This window comes from Pseudomonas sp. SED1 (assembly GCF_034044025.1).
Classification (GTDB): domain Bacteria; phylum Pseudomonadota; class Gammaproteobacteria; order Pseudomonadales; family Pseudomonadaceae; genus Aquipseudomonas.
The window spans coordinates 1-19,451 of the sequence record NZ_JAXCIS010000062.1; the positions used below are offsets into that span (position 1 = coordinate 1).

General features: G+C 60.7%; 17 protein-coding genes. 11 read left to right on the plus strand and 6 right to left on the minus strand.

Features of this window, described 5'->3' with window-relative positions:
- Window positions 1-24: 24 nt before the first annotated feature.
- The 3 genes from prpC to SNL23_RS09495 all read right to left on the minus strand — a co-directional run bounded on the left by prpC (window position 25) and on the right by SNL23_RS09495 (window position 2,957).
- A complete protein-coding gene (gene prpC, locus SNL23_RS09485) occupies window positions 25-1,152 on the minus strand; it encodes a bifunctional 2-methylcitrate synthase/citrate synthase (RefSeq protein ID WP_093200487.1) in 1,128 nt (375 codons plus the stop codon).
- Window positions 1,153-1,353: 201 nt separating this feature from the next.
- Entirely contained in the window at window positions 1,354-2,247 is an 894-nt protein-coding gene (gene prpB, locus SNL23_RS09490; protein ID WP_003214976.1) for a methylisocitrate lyase, read from the minus strand.
- Window positions 2,244-2,957 carry a GntR family transcriptional regulator gene (locus tag SNL23_RS09495; RefSeq protein ID WP_026078184.1) on the minus strand — a complete coding sequence of 238 codons (714 nt, stop codon included), beginning with the start codon at window positions 2,955-2,957 and terminating at the stop codon, window positions 2,244-2,246. The genes prpB and SNL23_RS09495 overlap by 4 nt, the downstream gene beginning before the upstream one ends.
- Before the next feature lie 270 nt (window positions 2,958-3,227).
- Here SNL23_RS09495 and rloA point away from each other — a divergent pair, with 270 nt between their 5' ends.
- The 6 genes from rloA (at window position 3,228) to SNL23_RS09525 (ending at window position 8,515) form a co-directional block, all read left to right on the plus strand.
- Window positions 3,228-3,761 (plus strand): retropepsin-like aspartic peptidase RloA, encoded by a 534-nt coding sequence (gene rloA, locus SNL23_RS09500; RefSeq protein WP_023659091.1) that lies wholly within the window; start codon window positions 3,228-3,230, stop codon window positions 3,759-3,761.
- Window positions 3,762-3,766: 5 nt separating this feature from the next.
- Window positions 3,767-5,299 carry an osmotic stress tolerance membrane protein RloB gene (rloB, locus tag SNL23_RS09505; RefSeq protein ID WP_008432680.1) on the plus strand — a complete coding sequence of 511 codons (1,533 nt, stop codon included), beginning with the start codon at window positions 3,767-3,769 and terminating at the stop codon, window positions 5,297-5,299.
- Window positions 5,299-6,285 carry an alpha-L-glutamate ligase-like protein gene (locus SNL23_RS09510; protein WP_003214969.1) on the plus strand — a complete coding sequence of 329 codons (987 nt, stop codon included), beginning with the start codon at window positions 5,299-5,301 and terminating at the stop codon, window positions 6,283-6,285. Before rloB ends, SNL23_RS09510 begins: the two co-directional genes overlap by 1 nt.
- A 5-nt stretch (window positions 6,286-6,290) precedes the next feature.
- Window positions 6,291-7,631, plus strand: coding sequence for an aminodeoxychorismate synthase component I (pabB, locus tag SNL23_RS09515; RefSeq protein ID WP_318302123.1), 1,341 nt, complete (start codon window positions 6,291-6,293; stop codon window positions 7,629-7,631).
- A 225-nt stretch (window positions 7,632-7,856) separates the two neighbouring features.
- Window positions 7,857-8,159, plus strand: a complete 303-nt coding sequence (locus SNL23_RS09520) for a type II toxin-antitoxin system HigB family toxin (protein WP_167662665.1) — start codon at window positions 7,857-7,859, stop codon at window positions 8,157-8,159.
- Window positions 8,159-8,515, plus strand: coding sequence for a helix-turn-helix domain-containing protein (locus SNL23_RS09525; RefSeq protein WP_167662666.1), 357 nt, complete (start codon window positions 8,159-8,161; stop codon window positions 8,513-8,515). Before SNL23_RS09520 ends, SNL23_RS09525 begins: the two co-directional genes overlap by 1 nt.
- Before the next feature lie 12 nt (window positions 8,516-8,527).
- On the opposite strand, the gene thrH is transcribed toward SNL23_RS09525, so the two are convergent.
- Window positions 8,528-9,145, minus strand: coding sequence for a bifunctional phosphoserine phosphatase/homoserine phosphotransferase ThrH (thrH, locus tag SNL23_RS09530; RefSeq protein WP_167662667.1), 618 nt, complete (start codon window positions 9,143-9,145; stop codon window positions 8,528-8,530).
- A gap of 152 nt (window positions 9,146-9,297) precedes the next feature.
- Between thrH and SNL23_RS09535 the strand changes: the two genes are divergently transcribed.
- From SNL23_RS09535 to SNL23_RS09545, 3 genes are all read left to right on the plus strand, one after another.
- Window positions 9,298-10,032, plus strand: a complete 735-nt coding sequence (locus SNL23_RS09535) for a phosphoadenylyl-sulfate reductase (RefSeq protein ID WP_003214958.1) — start codon at window positions 9,298-9,300, stop codon at window positions 10,030-10,032.
- A gap of 352 nt (window positions 10,033-10,384) precedes the next feature.
- Window positions 10,385-11,914 (plus strand): NCS1 family nucleobase:cation symporter-1, encoded by a 1,530-nt coding sequence (locus SNL23_RS09540; protein WP_318302124.1) that lies wholly within the window; start codon window positions 10,385-10,387, stop codon window positions 11,912-11,914.
- Window positions 11,915-11,927: 13 nt separating this feature from the next.
- Window positions 11,928-12,656, plus strand: a complete 729-nt coding sequence (locus tag SNL23_RS09545; RefSeq protein ID WP_167662669.1) for an aspartate/glutamate racemase family protein — start codon at window positions 11,928-11,930, stop codon at window positions 12,654-12,656.
- A gap of 28 nt (window positions 12,657-12,684) precedes the next feature.
- Here the strand turns inward: SNL23_RS09545 and SNL23_RS09550 are convergent, their stop codons facing one another.
- Window positions 12,685-13,608 carry a LysR family transcriptional regulator gene (locus tag SNL23_RS09550; RefSeq protein WP_318302125.1) on the minus strand — a complete coding sequence of 308 codons (924 nt, stop codon included), beginning with the start codon at window positions 13,606-13,608 and terminating at the stop codon, window positions 12,685-12,687.
- Window positions 13,609-13,722: 114 nt separating this feature from the next.
- On the opposite strand from SNL23_RS09550, the gene SNL23_RS09555 reads away from it, so the two are divergent.
- Window positions 13,723-14,469, plus strand: a complete 747-nt coding sequence (locus SNL23_RS09555; protein WP_063032408.1) for a 3-oxoacyl-ACP reductase family protein — start codon at window positions 13,723-13,725, stop codon at window positions 14,467-14,469.
- Window positions 14,470-14,589: 120 nt separating this feature from the next.
- Entirely contained in the window at window positions 14,590-18,060 is a 3,471-nt protein-coding gene (locus SNL23_RS09560) for a hybrid sensor histidine kinase/response regulator (protein WP_318302126.1), read from the plus strand.
- A 23-nt stretch (window positions 18,061-18,083) separates the two neighbouring features.
- Here the strand turns inward: SNL23_RS09560 and rmuC are convergent, their stop codons facing one another.
- Complete coding sequence (rmuC, locus tag SNL23_RS09565; protein ID WP_167663418.1) at window positions 18,084-19,448, minus strand: DNA recombination protein RmuC; 1,365 nt, start codon at window positions 19,446-19,448, stop codon at window positions 18,084-18,086.
- Between the last annotated feature and the right edge of the window lie 3 nt (window positions 19,449-19,451).

Genomic DNA, 19,451 nt, shown 5'->3' on the forward strand with positions numbered 1-19,451 from the left:
CCCCGAGATCAGCGGTTTCTCCATTCAGCGACGTTCGATTGGCACGAACTTGCGCTGCTCAACGCCGATGTACTCGGCGCTCGGACGGATGATGCGGTTGTTGGCACGCTGTTCAAATACATGCGCGGCCCAGCCTGTAAGCCGCGAGCAGACGAAAATCGGCGTGAACAGTTTGGTCGGGATGCCCATGAAGTGGTACGCCGAGGCATGGTAGAAATCGGCGTTGGGGAACAGTTTCTTCTGCTCCCACATGGTCTTGTCGATGGCTTCGGAAACCGGGAACAACACCGTGTCGCCCACCTCCTCCGCGAGTTTTTTCGACCAGCCCTTGATCACCTCGTTACGCGGGTCGCTGTCTTTATAGATCGCGTGGCCAAAGCCCATGATCTTGTCCTTGCGCGCCAGCATGCCGAGGGTGCCTTCCACCGCTTCCTGGGCGGACGAGAAACGCTCGATCATCTCCATCGCCGCTTCGTTGGCGCCGCCGTGCAGCGGGCCGCGCAGAGAGCCGATGGCGGCGGTGACGCAGGAATACAGGTCCGACAGGGTCGACGCACACACGCGGGCGGTGAACGTCGAGGCGTTGAATTCGTGCTCTGCGTAGAGGATCAACGACACGTTCATCACTTTGACGTGCAAGTCGCTGGGCTTTTTGTCGTGCAGCAGGTGCAGGAAGTGGCCGCCGATGGACGGCTCGTCGGTCACGCAATTGATGCGCTGGCCGTCGTGGCTGAAGCGGTACCAGTAGCACATGATCGCCGGGAACGCGGCGAGCAGGCGGTCGGTCACGTCGCGCTGCACGGAGAAGTCTTTCTCCGGCTCGATATTGCCCAGGAACGAGCAACCGGTGCGCATCACGTCCATCGGATGGGCGTCGGCGGGGATGCGTTCCAGCACTTCTTTCAGCGCCTGGGGCAGGTCACGCAGTTTGCCGAGCTTGGCGGTGTAGGCGGCCAGTTCGGCTTTGGTCGGCAGTTCGCCGTAGAGCAGCAGGTAGGCAACTTCTTCAAACTGCGCGTCGGCAGCGAGTTCGCGCACGTCGTAGCCGCGATAGGTCAAGCCGGCACCGGCCTGGCCCACGGTGGACAGTGCGGTTTGCCCGGCAACCTGGCCACGCAGGCCGGCTCCACTGAGTACTTTTGCTTCGGCCATGGTTATCTCCAATTTTGTATTTATTAGGGAAGCGTCTCGCTGAAGCTTCACACCACCCCACGAATCGCTAAATCTTCACGCTGCCCCTGTAGGAGCGAGCTTGCTCGCGAAAAACTTCAGGGCGCCGCGTTCATTCAGGCTAAGCGCGTTATCGTTAACGATCTTCGCGAGCAAGCTCGCTCCTACAAGTATCAGGGTCCGTTATTTTTTGGCGGCGAACAGCGCGTCGAGCTTCTGCTCGAAGGTGTGGTAGTCGATGCGATCGTAAAGCTCCATGCGGGTTTGCATGGTGTCGATCACGTTCTGCTGGGTGCCGTCGCGACGGATCGCGGTGTAAACGTTCTCGGCCGCCTTGTTCATCGCGCGGAAGGCCGAGAGCGGGTACAGCACGATGGAAACATCCGCAGATTTCAGTTGATCGACGGTATAGAGAGGCGTTGCGCCGAATTCGGTGATGTTGGCCAGGATCGGCGCTTTCACGCGGGAGGCGAACAGCTTGTACATCTCCAGCTCAGTGATGGCCTCCGGGAACACCATGTCGGCGCCGGCCTCGATGCAGGCGGCGGCACGTTCCAGGGCGGACTCCAGACCTTCCACCGCCAGTGCGTCGGTGCGGGCCATGATCACGAAACTGTCGTCGGTGCGCGCATCCACGGCGGCCTTGATGCGGTCGACCATTTCCTGCTGGGACACGATTTCTTTATTAGGACGGTGACCGCAACGCTTGGCGCCCACCTGGTCTTCGATATGGATCGCCGCCGCGCCGAACTTGATCATCGACTTCACGGTGCGCGCGACGTTGAACGCCGAGGAGCCAAAACCGGTGTCCACGTCCACCAGCAGCGGCAGGTCGCATACGTCGGTGATGCGGCGCACGTCGGTCAGCACGTCATCCAGGCCGGTAATGCCCAGGTCCGGCACACCCAGGGAGCCGGCAGCCACCCCGCCACCCGACAGGTAAATCGCCTTGAACCCGGCACGCTTGGCCAGCAGCGCGTGGTTGGCGTTGATCGCGCCGACCACCTGCAATGGGTGCTCGCTGGCGACGGCGTCACGGAAACGCTGGCCTGGAGTAGTGTTGTTATTGGAACTCATGACTCACCTCGTGATTGGGGAGCGCCGTCCGGGAAGTGACGGGCAATGTTGCGTTTGGAGGCGCCGATATGACGGCGCATCAACAACTCGGCCAGTTCACCGTCGCGATCGGCAATCGCGTCAAGAATGCGGTGATGCTCGGCAAAGGCCTGGCGTGGACGATTGGGGGTGGCGGAGAACTGGATGCGGTACATGCGCACCAACTGATACAGCTCGCCGCACAGCATTTGGGTCAGGGTACGGTTACCGGCGCCTTGAATTATCCGGTAATGAAAATCGAAGTCGCCTTCCTGCTGGTAGTAGCCGACACCTGCCTGGAAGGCCGCATCGCGCTCGTGGGTGTGCAACACCTGGCGCAATTCTTCGATCTCGGCGTCGGTCATGCGCTCGGCAGCCAGGCGACAGGCCATGCCTTCCAGGGATTCGCGGATTTCGTAGAGTTCGATCAGCTCTTCATGGCTCAAGGACACCACTCGCGCGCCCACATGGGGGATGCGCACCAGCAGGCGCTGGCCTTCCAAACGGTGGATTGCCTCACGCAGCGGGCCACGGCTGATGCCATAGGTGCGCGCCAGTTCCGGCTCGGAGATCTTGCTGCCCGGGGCGATCTCGCCCTTGACGATGGCGGCCTGGATACGCCGAAAGACGTTCTCCGACATGGTCTGGGAATCGTCTGACGCTATCACTGGGGTTTCCAGTTGATCCAGCATATTGTCGACACCTTTAAAAGCAATGCCGCAAAAACTAGCCAATCAGGCCCAGATAGTCAAAGAATAAATACACATTGTCGACAATCGTCTAATAACCACCCTTGCACCCTATCAGGGCATGGCCGGCTGCCAGCGCTGGCGCAAGAAAACCTTCATGTTAGAATGCCGGCCACTTTTGCCTGACATCCATGGATGAAAAGGCGCACCAGAGATTGCGCAGCAATGCCAGTCGCCTTGAATTGAACATCGCATGGCGCCGCGTCAGGATTTATGAGACTCAAGCCCTTCCCTCTTTTGCTTCTACTGTTCATACCGGGCCTTGGCGTTGCTGCCGAGAAGACCGTGTATGGGCTCAATGAATACGCCAAGTTGGCCGGCATTGACCTGGAAGTAGCCGCCAAACTCGACACCGGCGCTAAGACCGCTTCCTTGAGCGCCCGCGACATCAAACGCTTCAAGCGCAACGGTGAATCCTGGGTGCGCTTCTACCTGGCCATCGACACCGCACATTCCCACCCCATCGAGCGTCCCCTGGCCCGCGTGAGCAAGATCAAGCGCCGTGCCGGTGACTACGACCCCGATGAAGACAAGAACTACACCGCCCGTCCAGTGATTGCCCTGGACATCTGCATGGGCACCGCTTTACGCAGTATCGAAGTGAACTTGACTGACCGCAGCGCCTTCCAATACCCGCTGCTGATCGGCTCCGAAGCGCTGAAACGCTTTGATGCGCTGGTCGACCCCAGTCTTAAATACGCGGCGGGCAAACCTGCCTGCGCCTCCGACGCTCATACCGCTGAGTAATTTGAATGCGCTCTCTTAATCTGCACCTGAAAATCCTGATCGCCGTTTTGGTGGTATTGGGCATTTCGGTCACCGCCTATCAGATTTTCGTGCTGGGGATTCCCGTCACCGAGGACGCCACCGACGACCTGTGGAACATCGACGCCAAGGTCGAGTTCGTCGCCAGTGCCAAGGACCCGGTGAAAATCCAGATGTTCGTGCCGCCCCTGAGCCGCGACTTCGTCAGCCTGAACGAAAGCTTTATCTCGAATAACTACGGCGTGAGCGTCAATCGCCTCGACGGCAACCGCAAGGTCACCTGGTCGGCCCGCCGGGCCAAGGGCAACCAGACCCTCTATTACCGCTTGGTGCTGACCAAGCGTTACAGCGGTGAAAAGATCAAGGTCAAGGGCCCGACCTTCCGCGACAGCATCGCCGTCGAAGGCCCGGAAAAAATCGCCGCCGAAGCCCTGCTGGCGCCGATCCGCCAGCACTCGGCCGACGTCGAGACCTTTATCAGCGAAGCCATCAAGCGCACCAACAACCTCAACGACGACAACGTGAAGCTGCTGCTGGCGGGCGACCCGTCGACGCCCCACAAGGCCAAGATCGTCGAGTTGCTGCTGTCTATCGCCCACGTGCCGGTGGAAAAGGTCCACACCATCCGCCTGGTGGCCGACCAGCCGCAAACCCCGGAACTCTGGCTGCGCAGCTTCAACGGCAATGACTGGCTGTACTTCAACCCCGACACCGGCGAGCAAGGCCTGCCGGCTGACCGCCTGCTGTGGTGGACCGGCGATGAAAACCTGATCACCGTCGATGGCGGCAAAAAGGCCATGGTGACCTTCAGCCTCAACAACAGCGAAATGAACGCGATTCGCCTGGCCAAGCTGACGGACGAAAACACCGACGCCAACTTCCTCGAATACTCGCTGTACGGCCTGCCGCTGCAAACCCAGCAGACCTTCATGATCATGGTGATGATCCCGATTGGCGTGCTGGTGATCCTGATCCTGCGCAACCTGATCGGCCTGCAGACCCTCGGCACGTTTACGCCGGTGCTGATTGCCCTGGCGTTCCGCGAGACGCAACTGGGCTTCGGGATTGTGTTGTTCACCATTATTACGGCGCTGGGGCTGTCCCTCAGGTCTTACCTGGAACACCTGAAGCTGCAGATGTTGCCGAGGCTCTCGGTGGTGCTGACCTTCGTGGTGGTGCTGATCGCGGCCATCAGCCTGTTCAGCCACAAATTGGGACTGGAGCGCGGGCTGTCGGTGGCGCTGTTCCCGATGGTGATCCTGACCATGACCATCGAACGCCTGTCGATCACCTGGGAAGAGCGCGGTGGCGGCCATGCGATGAAAGTCGCGATCGGCACGCTGTTCGCCGCGTCCCTGGCCCACATCATCATGAGCGTGCCGGAGCTGATCTACTTCGTGTTCACCTTCCCTGCGATCCTGTTGATCCTGGTGGGCTTCATGCTGGCCATGGGTCGTTATCGCGGTTACCGCCTCACCGAACTGGTACGTTTCAAGGCCTTCCTCAAGGCTGACTCGTAATGTTCGGCTTCTGGAAAACCTGGAAGGCCCTGGAAGCGCGGGGGATCATGGGCATCAACCGGCGTAATGCCGACTACGTGCTCAAGTACAACAAGCGCAGCCTGTACCCGATCGTGGATGACAAGATCATCACCAAGGAACGGGCCATGGCCGCCGGCATCCACGTGCCGGAGATGTACGGGGTCATTTCCACCGAGAAGGAAATCGACAAGCTCGACGAGATCATCGGCGGGCGCAGCGACTTCGTGATCAAGCCGGCCCAGGGCGCCGGCGGTGACGGCATCCTGGTGATCGCCGACCGTTTCGAAGGGCGCTATCGCACGGTCTCCGGCAAGATCATCAGCCATGAAGAGATCGAGCATCAGATTTCCAGCATCCTCACCGGCCTGTATTCCCTCGGCGGCCACCGTGACCGGGCGCTGATCGAATACCGGGTGGTGCCCGACCAGATTTTCAAAAGCATCAGCTACGAAGGCGTACCGGACATCCGCATCATTGTGCTGATGGGCTACCCGGTGATGGCCATGCTGCGCTTGCCCACCCGCCAGTCCGGCGGCAAGGCCAACCTGCACCAGGGCGCGATTGGCGTCGGTGTCGACCTGGCCACCGGCCTGACCCTGCGCGGCACCTGGCTGAACAACATCATTACCAAGCACCCCGACACCACCAACGCGGTGGATGGCGTGCAGCTGCCCAACTGGGACGGTTTCATGAAGCTCGCCGCCGGCTGCTACGAGCTGTGCGGTTTGGGTTACATCGGCGTGGACATGGTGCTGGATCAGGAGAAGGGCCCGCTGATCCTGGAGCTTAACGCTCGCCCGGGGCTGAACATCCAGATCGCCAACGACTGCGGCCTGACCTTGCGCACCCATGCGGTGGAGGCTCGACTGGAAGAGCTGAAGGCGGCGGGCGTGACGGAAACGCCGGAAGAGCGGGTGAAGTTTGTGCAGGAGATGTTTGGGCATATTCCGGCGGTCGAGGGATAAACCCAGTGACCTGTTCCGTACACCCGCTGCCCTATCGGGCGAACCCTGCCGAATACTTTGCAGCGATCCGCCATGCTCCCGGCGCAGTGCTGCTGGACAGCGGCCGACCCGCTGCCGAGCGTGGTCGGTATGACCTGCTGAGCGCCTGGCCCGAGACGACACTGACGGTACTGCCGGACGAAAGCGGCGGCGATTTCCTGCAACGCTTGCGGGAAAACCTGACGTTGTTGGGTGAGGCCACAATTCCTGCGCCCTACGAACTGCCGTTTGCCGGTGGCCTGATCGGTTACCTGAGCTACGACTTCGGTCGCCATCTTGAACAACTGCCGCACCTGGCCTTAGACGACCTGCACCTGCCCGATGCGCGGTTTGGCCTTTACGCCTGGGCCTTGATCAGCGATCACCAGGCGCAGACCAGCCAACTGGTGTTCCATCCCAAACTGGCGGAAAGCGAACGGCAACGCCTGATTACCTTGTTCGGTCAGCCGGCCATCAGCGCATCGGCCACCTTCAAGCTGCAAGGCCCGATGGCCCCGGACGTGACAGCCGACACCTACAAACACGCACTCGCCCGTATCCAGGACTACATCCAGGCGGGTGACTGCTACCAGGTCAACTTTGCCCAACGCTTCCGCGCCCCATGCGTCGGCGACCCGTGGGTGGCCTATTGCGCCCTGCGCGCAGCCTGCCCAACACCGTTTTCCGGGTTCCAAAGCTTGCCGGATGATGGCGCGGTATTGAGTTTGTCTCCGGAGCGCTTCGTCAAAATCAGCCAGCGCCAGGTGGAAACCCGCCCGATCAAGGGCACTCGGCCACGGGGTACAACGCCTGTGGAAGATGCGGCCAACGCCGCTGAATTGCTGGCCAGCCCCAAGGATCGGGCCGAGAACCTGATGATCGTCGACCTGCTGCGCAACGACCTGGGCCGCACCTGCCGTACCGGCACGGTGAAAGTGCCGGAGCTGTTCAGCCTCGAAAGCTATCCGAATGTGCATCACCTGGTGAGCAGCGTCACCGGTGAGCTGGCGGACGACAAAGACGCCCTCGACCTGATCGCCGGCAGCTTCCCCGGCGGCTCCATCACCGGCGCCCCGAAGATCCGCGCGATGCAGATCATCGACGAGCTGGAGCCGACCCGGCGCGGGTTGTATTGCGGCTCCTTGTTGTACCTGGACGTACGCGGCGAGATGGACAGCTCCATCGCCATTCGCAGCCTGTTGGTCAAGGATGGGCAGGTATGTTGCTGGGGTGGCGGCGGGATTGTCGCGGACTCGGAGTGGCAGGCGGAGTACCAGGAGTCGATGACCAAGGTGCGAGTGTTGTTACAAACGCTGGAAAGCCTGTAGCGCCCACCCTTCCCAGCCTTGGACGTATAGCAAGGCAGCAGAAAAAACCTGAATCAGTACCGAAGTGGACGGAGTTGAAGTCGGACGATAGCGTCTGGCCTCGAACGTCCACCAGCCGTCTGTGAAGGATCACATGAAACGACTGCCTACTCGTCAGAAAAGATTTCCGAGATTGCATCTCCCCTTAACCACACCTATCATCTCCCAAATTGGGAGGTTGCAGCGATGCGGATAATCGCGCTGTCTGCCTTGCGAATATTCTGGGAAAGCCAGCCCGGCTATAGGGATGCCAAAACGCCGCTGGTCGAGCTGTATCGCCATATGGAAAAAGCCACTTACCCAACGCCACAAGCCCTCAAAGCGGAGCTAAGAACGGCGAGCATTCTCAAAGCGGGCAGGGTTGTGTTCAACATAGGCGGCAACAAATATCGAGTGATCATGGCGATCAACTATCAGCGACAGCTTGCGTTCATACGCTTCGTGGGGACCCACGCGCAGTACGATCAGATCAATGCGGAGACCGTGTGATGAACATCAAACCTATTCATTCCCAGGAAGACCTGACCGCTGCGCTCGCGCGCGTCGAGCAGCTTTGGGAAGCGGAAATCGGTTCGCCTGAGGGTGACGAGCTGGAAATTCTCGCAATACTTATCGAAAAGTACGAAGCAGAGCATTACCCGATGCCGTCTTCGGATCCCATAGAAGCGATTAAATTTCGAATGGAGCAACTAGGTCTGACGGCCCGAGACCTGGAGCCTTTCATAGGTCCGAGCGGGCGAGTTTCTGAAGTGCTGAACCACAAGCGTAAGCTGAGCTTGTCGATGATCAAACGCCTGCATGAAGGCTTGCGCATTCCTTATGAGAGTTTGCTTGCAGGCGTTTAGTCGATCACTTGATTAGAGGCTCAACGAACGATTCGACGCCTTGATGAACTCTTTCTTCAAGTCCTCAAACGTATGCACAGCCGGGAACTGCGGGAACTCGCGGATCACGTTTTCCGGTGCGTGGAACAGAATCCCGCGATCCGCCTCACCGAGCATGGTGGTGTCGTTGTAGGAATCGCCGGCGGCAATCACTCGGTAGTACAAGGTCTTGAAGGCCAGCACCGACTGACGCTTGGGATCTTTCTGGCGCAGTTGGTAGCTCACCACCCGGTCGTTCTCGTCGGTGATCAACCGATGGCAGAGCAAGGTCGGGAAGCCCAGTTGACGCATCAGCGGCTGGGAGAACTCATAGAACGTGTCCGACAGGATCACCACCTGGAAGCGCTCGCGCAGCCAGTTGACGAACTCGATGGCGCCGTCGAGGGGTTCGAGGGTGGCGATCACTTCCTGGATGTCCGAGAGCTTCAGCCCGTGTTCATCAAGAATGCGCAGGCGCTGTTTCATCAGCACGTCGTAGTCGGGAATGTCCCGGGTGGTGGCCCGCAAGGATTCAATACCGGTTTTTTCGGCGAAGGCGATCCAGATTTCCGGGACCAGCACGCCTTCCAGGTCGAGACAGGCAATTTCCACAAGACACTCCCATTTAAAGTTATTGAGTTGAGCGAGCAAAAGGACTGCCGAACTCTAGCGATTCACGCCAGCCGCCGCAACGCAGGCGGGATTTTGTTACCATCGCCCTCCTATAGAGCGCTCAGCGCCATTGACCTGTAGGAACCGTCCTGATGAACCAAGCCTTCGACGTCGCTGAACTCGCCGCGACTTATGCCAACAAATCCGCCCAGGATATTCTCAAGCTGGCTTTCAGCCAGTTTGGCGACGACCTGTGGATCTCTTTCAGCGGTGCCGAGGACGTGGTGCTGGTAGACATGGCCTGGAAGCTGAACAAAAACGTCAAGGTGTTCAGCCTCGACACCGGCCGCCTGCACCCGGAGACCTACCGGTTTATCGAGCAGGTGCGCGAGTTCTACAAGATCGACATCGAGCTGATCTCGCCGGACCAGAGCAAGCTGGAACCCTTCGTCAAGGAAAAGGGCCTGTTCAGCTTCTACAAGGACGGCCATGGCGAGTGCTGCGGCGTGCGCAAGATCGAACCGCTGCGCCGCAAGCTTTCCGGCGTAAGCGCCTGGGCCACCGGCCAGCGCCGTGACCAGAGCCCGGGCACCCGTAGCCAGGTGGCCGCGCTGGAAATCGATACGGCTTTCTCCACCCCGGAACGCACCCTGTACAAGTTCAACCCGCTGGCGCAGATGACCAGTGAGGAAGTCTGGGGTTACATCCGCATGCTGGAGCTGCCGTACAACAGCCTGCACGAGCGCGGTTTTATCAGCATCGGCTGTGAGCCGTGCACGCGCCCGGTACTGCCGAACCAGCACGAACGCGAAGGCCGTTGGTGGTGGGAAGAAGCAACCCAGAAAGAATGCGGGTTGCACGCCGGGAACATCATCAGCAAGGCGTAACACCTGAGCCAAAATCCTGTACACAGAAATGTCACCATCGGTGCCATTTTTGTGTGCACTTATAAAATCCTGCACCGAAAAGTTACATCCTCCCGCGTCACACCTCTTCTTAAATCCCCGCCCCTGTCTGCGCTACAAAATAAATAGCTGTTCAAATGGTCAATTTATATCGCTTTAAATTCAGCTATTTATTTCCAATCACTCTAAAAACCAAATCAACTGATAATTTTCCCGGCAAAAATCTGGCACGCATGTGGCTTAAGGCAAAACACACTTTGTATACAATCAATAAAAAAGATACATACACTTTGACATCAGCCGCTCTCCTGCTGGTGTCCAGGAGCCTGCCGGAATGCGTACAAGTCTCTCCAATAACATCGCACTGGATCTGCCCTCCTCCGCCCTGAACCCCGAGGCCACGAGCCCCGGCCCGCTGGTACTCAGCCCGCGCCTGCACAACAAGGATCTTGCACCCACCAAGGCCGAAGGCCGGCGCTGGGGCCGCTACAGCATCTTTGCCCTGTGGACTAACGATGTGCACAACATCGCCAACTATTCCTTCGCCATCGGCCTATATGCGTTGGGCCTGGGCGGCTGGCAGATTCTGCTGTCCCTGGGGATCGGCGCGGCGCTGGTGTACTTCTTCATGAACCTGTCCGGCTACATGGGCCAGAAGACCGGCGTGCCGTTTCCGGTGATCAGCCGCATCAGTTTCGGTATCCATGGCGCGCAGATTCCAGCGCTGATTCGCGCGGTGATCGCGATTGCCTGGTTCGGGATTCAGACCTACCTGGCCTCGGTGGTTTTCCGCGTGCTGCTGACGGCGGTTCATCCAGGTTTTGCCGACTACGACCACGATTCTATCCTCGGCCTGTCGAGCCTCGGCTGGGCGTGTTTTGTGGCGATCTGGTTTGTGCAGCTCGCCATCCTCGCCTATGGCATGGAGATGGTGCGCCGCTATGAAGCCTTCGCCGGGCCGGTGATTTTGCTGACGGTGGCATCACTCGCCGGCTGGATGTATTTCCAGGCCGGCGGCCAGATCGCCTGGTCGATCCGCGAGCCACTCACCGGTGGCGAGATGTGGCGCAATATCTTCGCCGGCGGCGCGCTGTGGCTGGCGATATACGGCACGCTGATCCTGAATTTCTGTGACTTTGCCCGCTCTTCGCCCTGCCGCAAGACCATCAAGGTCGGCAACTTCTGGGGCTTGCCGGTGAATATCCTGGTGTTCGCCGCCATCACCGTGTTGCTGTGCGGCGGGCAGTTCCACCTCAATGGCCGGGTGATCGAGAGCCCCACCGAAATCATTGCGGCGATTCCAAATACGTTCTTCCTGGTGCTGGGCTGCCTGGCGTTCCTGATTGTGACCGTGGCGGTGAACATCATGGCCAACTTCGTCGCACCCGCCTTCGTGCTGAGCAACCTGGCGCCCAAGTACCTGAACTTCCGACGCGCCGGGCTGATCAGCGCCACCGTGGCAGTGCTGATTCTGCCGTGGAACCTCTACAACAGCCCGCTGGTGATCGTGTATTTCCTCTCGGGGCTCGGCGCTCTTTTGGGGCCGTTGTACGGGGTGATCATGGTCGACTACTGGTTGATCCGCAAAAATCAGGTGGACGTGCCGCAACTGTATAGCGAAGACCCGATGGGGGTTTATTACTACAGCCGTGGCGTCAACCTGCGCGCCGTTGCGGCGTTTATTCCTGCGGCAGTGATCGCCATTCTCCTCGCCCTGCTGCCGGGTTTCGCCGTTGTCTCGCCGTTCTCCTGGCTGATTGGCGCCGGTATTGCAGGGCTGCTGTACCTGCTGCTCGCCAAGCGCCAGCCGTACTACGCCGATGTAAGCGGCGAAAGCATTGCAGTCGATAACGTCAGTCATTAAGTAAGGACATTCCATGCGCATCCTTGTGGTCAACGTCAACACCACTGAATCCATCACCGAGGCCATCGCCAAACAGGCACGGGCGGTGGCGTCCCCGGGTACCGAGATCGTCGGGCTGACCCCGTTTTTCGGTGCCGAATCGGTAGAAGGCAATTTCGAAAGCTACCTGGCGGCCATTGCGGTAATGGACCGGGTCATGGCCTACGACCAGCCGTTCGATGCGGTGATCCAGGCAGGTTACGGCGAGCACGGCCGCGAAGGTTTGCAGGAGTTGCTCAACGTGCCCGTGGTGGACATCACCGAAGCGGCGGCCAGCACTGCGATGTTCCTCGGGCATGCCTACTCGGTGGTGACCACCCTGGACCGCACGGTGCCGCTGATCGAAGACCGGTTAAAACTGGCGGGTTTGTATCAGCGTTGCGCGTCGGTGCGGGCCAGCGGCATGGCAGTGCTGGAGCTGGAAGAAGACCCGCTGCGGGCCATGGAGGCCATCGTGCGCCAGGCTGAACTGGCGATCAGCGAAGACAAGGCCGAAGTGATCTGCCTGGGATGCGGCGGCATGGCCGGGCTGGACGAGCAGATTCGCCACCGCACGGGCGTGCCGGTGGTGGACGGCGTGACCGCAGCGGTCGCCATTGCTGAAGGGCTGGTGCGGTTGGGGCTGTCGACCTCGAAGATCCGCACGTATGCGACGCCGAGGCCGAAGAAAGTGATTGGCTGGCCCGGAAAGTTCGGACACTGAAGCTCCCACACTTTGATCCCCACAAGGATCAAATGGCACTGAACCGACGCCCCAACTCGCGTTCGACAAACTGCTCCAGAATGAAATCCACAAACGCCCGGGTCTTGCCGGGCAGCAGCTTGTGTTCGGCGTAGTACAGCGAGATGTTGCCGTCATCGACGTACCAGTCGGGCAGCACTCGCACCAACTGGCCACTGTCGAGGAACGGCACCGCCATCGGCATGCTGACCAGCGCAATCCCCAGGCCTTGGGCGCTGGCGCAGCAGGCGGCGCCGGAGTCGCTCATGGTCATGCGCGGCTTGAGCACCAGCGGGCGCTGTTCGCGGTTGCGATGGGTGAGTTGCCAGGAGCGCACGCGTCCGGTTTGCGGTGAGCGGATCAGGATGCCGTTACAGAGACCCAGGTCCTCGGGCGCGAGCACAGGCTTGCGCTTGGCAAGGTAGTCCGGTGAGGCCAGCAGAATCCGGTGCGCCGGTGCCAACTTGCGTGCGACCACGCCTTGGGGCAGCTCAAAACCACCGCCAATCGCGACATCAAAGCCTTGGCCGATCAGGTCCACCTGGCGATTGTCGAAATGCCAGTCGGGGCTGATATCCGGAAAACGCTGCAAAAACTCACTCAGCAACGGCACCACGTAGCGGGTGCCGAACACGGTGCCCATGCTCACTTTCAGCGTTCCCACCGGCCGCCCTTCGGCGCTGGCCAGGTTGGCCACGGCATTTTGAATAGTGGTGAGGCTGCCGCTGACTTCTTCCAGGAATAGCTTGCCGGCTTCAGTCAGGGTCAGGCGCCGGGTGCTGCGCTGAAACAGCCGCACACCCAGGCGTCCTTCCAGCTTGGCCACGCTTTTACCCACGGCCGCCGGTGTCAGGCTCAGGTGCCGGGCGGCTTCGGCAAAGCTGCCACCCTCGGCGCTGCGCACGAAGCATTCGATACTGCCAAAGCTTTCCATATCGCCCCACTCTAAACTTTTGGTTTACACAGACTATAGCAATCACGGTCTACCGAGGGCGCCATACGAGGTCGATACTCGACTCCAACCTCAACACACCTTTTGGAGATCGACATGACCACACAGAACCTCAGCGGCAAAGTCGCCTTGATCCAGGGCGGTTCTCGCGGTATCGGCGCCGCCATCGTCAAGCGCCTGGCCGCCCAAGGCGCAGCTGTCGCCTTCACCTATGTCAGCTCCGCTGCCAAGGCCGAAGCATTGCAGAACAGCGTGATCAGCGAAGGCGGCAAAGCCCTGGCGATCCACGCTGACAGCGCCGACGCAGCCGCCATCCGCAGCGCCGTCAACGCCACTGTCGAGGCCTTCGGGCGCCTGGATATCCTGGTGAACAACGCAGGCGTGCTGGCCGTCGGTCCGCTGGAAGATTTCAGCCTGGAAGACTTCGACCGCACCCTCGCCATCAACGTGCGCAGCGTGTTTGTCGCTACTCAGGAAGCCGCGCGACACATGGGCGAAGGTGGCCGCATCATCAACATCGGCAGCACCAACGCCGATCGCATGCCGTTTGCCGGTGGCGGCCCGTACGCCATGAGCAAATCGGCACTGGTCGGCCTGACCAAAGGCCTGGCCCGCGACCTGGGGCCACGGGGCATCACCATCAATAACGTGCAACCAGGCCCGGTGGACACCGACATGAACCCGGCAAGCGGTGATTTCGCCGAGAGTCTGATCGGCTTCATGGCCGTGGGCCGTTACGGCCATGTGGAAGAGATCGCCAGTTTCGTCGCTTACCTGGTTGGCCCTGAAGCCGGCTATATCACCGGCGCCAGCCTGACCATCGACGGCGGCTTCGGCGCCTGAACCCAAGCTGCGACATCACACCACGCTCCGACCTTGGTCGACACTGACTAACGCCAAGCATCATGCGAGACTGTTCGCCCGGGCCGGGAATGCCCGGGCGTTCTTATGTCTGGAGTTCTCATGACGCTGTCCAGCGGGCTGATCGCCGCCGTTGCCCTGGCCTATATGGCCATTATGTTTGCCATCGCCTTTTACGGTGACCGTCGCCATGCGCCATTGCCGCCGCGGATGCGTGCCTGGGTGTATAGCCTGTCGCTGGCGGTGTATTGCACCAGCTGGACATTCTTTGGTGCCGTAGGCCAGGCGGCCGAACAGTTGTGGGCGTTTTTACCGATCTACTTGGGGCCGGTGCTGCTGCTGGTGTTGGCGCCGTGGGTCCTGCAAAAGATGGTGCTGATCAGCAAGCAGGAAAACATCACCTCCATCGCCGACTTTATCGCCGCCCGTTATGGCAAATCCCAATCCCTTGCAGTGGTGGTGGCGCTGATCTGTCTGGTGGGCGTCCTGCCTTATATCGCCTTGCAGCTCAAAGGCATTGTGCTGGGGGTGAACCTGCTGATCGGGGCCAACGCCGACACCACGGGCACCCGTTCCCAGGACACGGCGCTGATTGTGTCGCTGGTGCTGGCGTTGTTCACCATTGTGTTTGGTACCCGCAACCTGGACGCCACGGAACACCACCGGGGCATGGTGCTGGCGATTGCCTTTGAATCCCTGGTCAAGCTGTTCGCGTTTCTCGCCGTCGGTGCGTTTGTGACCTACGGGCTGTACGACGGGTTCGAGGATTTGTTCAGCCAGGCGATGCTTGCGCCGCGGCTGGAGGAATACTGGAAAGAGACCGTCAACTGGCCCTCGATGGTGGTGCAGACCGGCGTCGCGATGATGGCGATCATCTGCCTGCCCCGGCAGTTTCACGTCACCGTGGTGGAAAACATCGACCCGCAGGATCTGCGGCTGGCCAAGTGGGTATTCCCGGCCTATCTGATCCTGGCCGCCCTGTTTGTGATCCCGATTGCCCTCGGCGGGAAAATGCTGCTGCCAGGTTCGGTATTGCCGGATTCCTACGTGATCAGCCTGCCATTGGCCGAAGCCCATCCGGCCCTGGCGGTACTGGCGTTTATCGGCGGAGCCTCGGCGGCGACGGGCATGGTGATCGTCGCGAGTATCGCGCTGTCGACCATGGTCTCCAACGACATGCTGCTGCCCTGGCTGCTGCGACGCTCCAGCGCCGAGCGGCCATTCGAAGTCTTCCGTCACTGGATGCTGTCGGTGCGCCGGGTGAGCATTGTCATCATCCTGCTGCTGGCTTACGTCAGTTATCGGTTGCTGGGATCCTCTGCGAGCCTTGCAACCATTGGCCAGATTGCCTTTGCGGCGGTGACGCAACTGGCACCGGCCATGCTCGGTGCGCTGTATTGGAAACAGGCCAACCGACGCGGAGTATTTGCCGGGTTGGCGGCGGGTACATTCCTGTGGTTCTACACCTTGGTCCTACCGGTCACGGCGAAAAGTCTCGGCTGGTCGTTCAGCCTTTTCCCAGGCATGACGTGGCTGCATTCGCACCCGCTGGGCTTGTCGGTGACGTCCCTGACGCTGGGCACCGTGTTTTCCCTGGCGGGTAACTTCACATTGTTTGTGTGGGTCTCGATGCTGTCGCGTACGCGGGTGTCGGAGCATTGGCAGGCCGGGCGTTTTATCGGCCAGGAAACCAGCCAGCGGGCCAGCGCCCGCTCGATGCTTTCGGTGCAGATCAATGATTTGCTCAGCCTCGCGGCGCGGTTTGTCGGTGAAGAAAGGGCTCACCAGAGTTTTGTGCGCTTCGCCTATCGCCAGGGCAAAGGCTTTAACCCTAACCAGAACGCCGACAACGATTGGATCGCCCACACCGAGCGCCTGCTGGCCGGTGTGCTCGGCGCTTCGTCGACCCGGGCGGTGGTGAAAGCCGCCATTGAAGGCCGGGAAATGCAGCTGGAGGACGTAGTACGCATCGCCGACGAAGCGTCGGAAGTACTGCAGTTCAACCGGGCACTGCTGCAAGGCGCCATCGAAAACATCACCCAGGGCATCAGCGTGGTGGACCAGTCGTTGCGGCTGGTGGCGTGGAACCGGCGGTACCTGGAGCTATTCAATTACCCCGAGGGGCTGATCAGCGTGGGCCGGCCGATTGCCGACATCATTCGCTACAACGCCGAGCGCGGGCTGTGCGGCCCGGGCGAGGCCGAAGTGCACGTGGCGCGCCGCCTGCACTGGATGCGCCAGGGCCGCGCGCATACCTCCGAACGGCTGTTTCCCAATGGCCGGGTGATCGAGCTGATCGGCAACCCGATGCCGGGCGGCGGGTTTGTCATGAGTTTCACCGACATCACCGCGTTCCGCGAAGCCGAGCAGGCGTTGACCGAGGCCAACGAAGGCCTCGAGCAGCGGGTGACCGAGCGTACTCGCGAACTGTCGCAACTCAACGTTGCCCTGACCGATGCCAAGGGTGTCGCCGAGACGGCCAGCCAGTCGAAAACCCGGTTCCTCGCGGCGGTCAGTCACGACTTGATGCAGCCGTTGAACGCCGCAAGGCTGTTCTCTGCCGCCCTCTCCCACCAGAACGACGGCATGTCGCCGGACGCCCGGCAGCTGGTGCAGCATCTGGACAGTTCACTGCGTTCGGCGGAAGACCTGATCAGCGACTTGCTGGATATTTCACGCCTGGAAAACGGCAAGATCAATCCGCAGCGCCAGCCCTTCGTGCTCAATGAACTGTTCGATACGTTGGGCGCCGAGTTCAAGGCGCTGGCCCAGGAACAGGGTTTGCGCTTCCGCCTGCGGGGCAGCCGTTTGCGGGTCGACAGCGACATCAAGTTGTTGCGGCGGGTGTTGCAAAATTTCCTGACCAACGCGTTCCGGTATGCCGACGGGCCGGTGTTGCTGGGTGTCAGGCGCCGGCGTGGCGAACTGTGCCTTGAGGTGTGGGACCGTGGTCCCGGCATTCCCCAGGACAAGCAAAAAGTCATTTTTGAGGAATTCAAACGCCTGGACAGTCACCAGACCCGTGCCGAGAAAGGCCTCGGTCTGGGCCTGGCGATTGCCGACGGCTTGTGCCGCGTGCTGGGGCATCGCTTGAGTGTGCGCTCATGGCCGGGCAAAGGCAGCGTGTTCAGTGTGCGCGTGCCGTTGGCGCGCAGCCAGGTCAGCGCGCCTGCCAAGCCAGCGCAGGAAAGCGGCCAGCCGTTGAGTGGCGCCCAGGTGCTGTGTGTGGATAACGAAGAAAGCATCCTGATCGGCATGCGCAGTCTGCTCACGCGCTGGGGCTGCGAGGTCTGGACCGCGCGTGACCAGGCACAATGTGCCGCGCTGCTGGCCGAGGGTGTGCGCCCGCAACTGGCCCTGGTGGATTACCACCTGGACAACGGCGAAACCGGCACCGAATTGATGGGCTGGCTGCGTGCACAACTGGCGGAGCCGATTCCGGGTGTGGTGATCAGTGCCGATGGGCGCCCGGAGATGGTGGCCCAGGTGCATGCGGCGGGGTTGGATTACCTGGCCAAGCCGGTGAAGCCGGCGGCATTGCGGGCCTTGTTAAGCCGGCACCTGCCGCTTTAGCCAGCTCCCACAGAGACCGGTGACTATTCTGGCAACTGCGCCACGCCGTCTTCATCGGTCATCGCGCGTTCCAGCAGGTCGGCCGGCAGGCTTTTGCTGGCGCGGGCGCCGAGCAGCTTCAGTTGTTCGGTGCGGCTCACCAGGTTGCCGCGTCCGTCTGTCAGCTTGTTGCGCGCTGCACTGTAGGCTTTGTCCAACTGCTGCAGGCGGTTACCCACCTCGTCCAGGTCCTGGATAAACAGCACGAACTTGTCGTACAGCCAACCGGCACGCTCGGCGATTTCCCGGGCGTTCTGGCTTTGCCGTTCCTGTTTCCACAGGCTGTCGATCACCCGCAAGGTGGCCAGCAGTGTGGTCGGACTGACGATCACGATATTGCGGTCGAAGGCTTCCTGGAACAGGTTCGGCTCGGCTTGGAGTGCAGCCGAAAATGCGGCTTCGATGGGCACGAACAGCAGCACGAAATCCAGGCTGTGCAGGCCTTCGAGACGTTTGTAGTCCTTGCCGGCCAGGCCTTTGACGTGATTGCGCAACGACAGTACGTGTTGCTTGAGGGCCACCTGGCCGATCGCCTGGTCATCCTCGGAAACGTACTGTTGATAGGCGGTCAGGCTGACCTTGGAGTCCACCACTACCTGCTTGTCACCCGGCAACATGATCAACACGTCGGGCTGGAAGCGCTCGCCGTCCGGGCCCTTGAGGTTGACCTGGGTCTGGTACTCACGGCCCTTCTCCAGGCCTGCATGTTCCAGCACTCGCTCCAGGATCAACTCACCCCAGTTGCCCTGGGTTTTCTGACCCTTAAGGGCGCGGGTCAGGTTGGTGGCTTCATCGGACAGTCGCAGGTTGAGCTGTTGCAGGCGCTCGAGTTCCTTGGCCAGGGAAAACCGCTCGCGGGCTTCGCTCTGATAGCTTTCTTCGACGCGCTTTTCGAACGACTGAATGCGTTCCTTGAGCGGGTCGAGCAATTGGCCGAGGCGCTGCTGGCTGGTTTCGGCGAAGCGTTGTTCGCGCTCGTCGAAGATCTTCCCGGCGAGTTCAGCGAATTGCGCGCGCAGCTCGTCGCGGGAGCCTTGCAGGTCGCTGAGGCGTTGCTGATGGCTTTCCTGTTGCTCGCGCAGTTCGGCACGCAGGGAGGCAGACAAGGCGTCCAGGCGGCGAAGCTCGGTTTCTTTGGCGGAACGGTCGAGGTTCCAGGCGTGGGCGGCGTCGCGGGCATTGTCGCGGTCGATCTGCAGCAGTTCGACTTCGCGGCGCACCGCGGCCAGGTCGGCCTGTTTGGCGGCATTGGCCTGGCTGAGGTCGCTGATTTCGTCGCGGCTGGCGTCCAGCTGCGCGGCGAGCCCTTCCTGGGCCATTTGTGCGGTGGCCAGGCGCTCTTCGAGCAATTC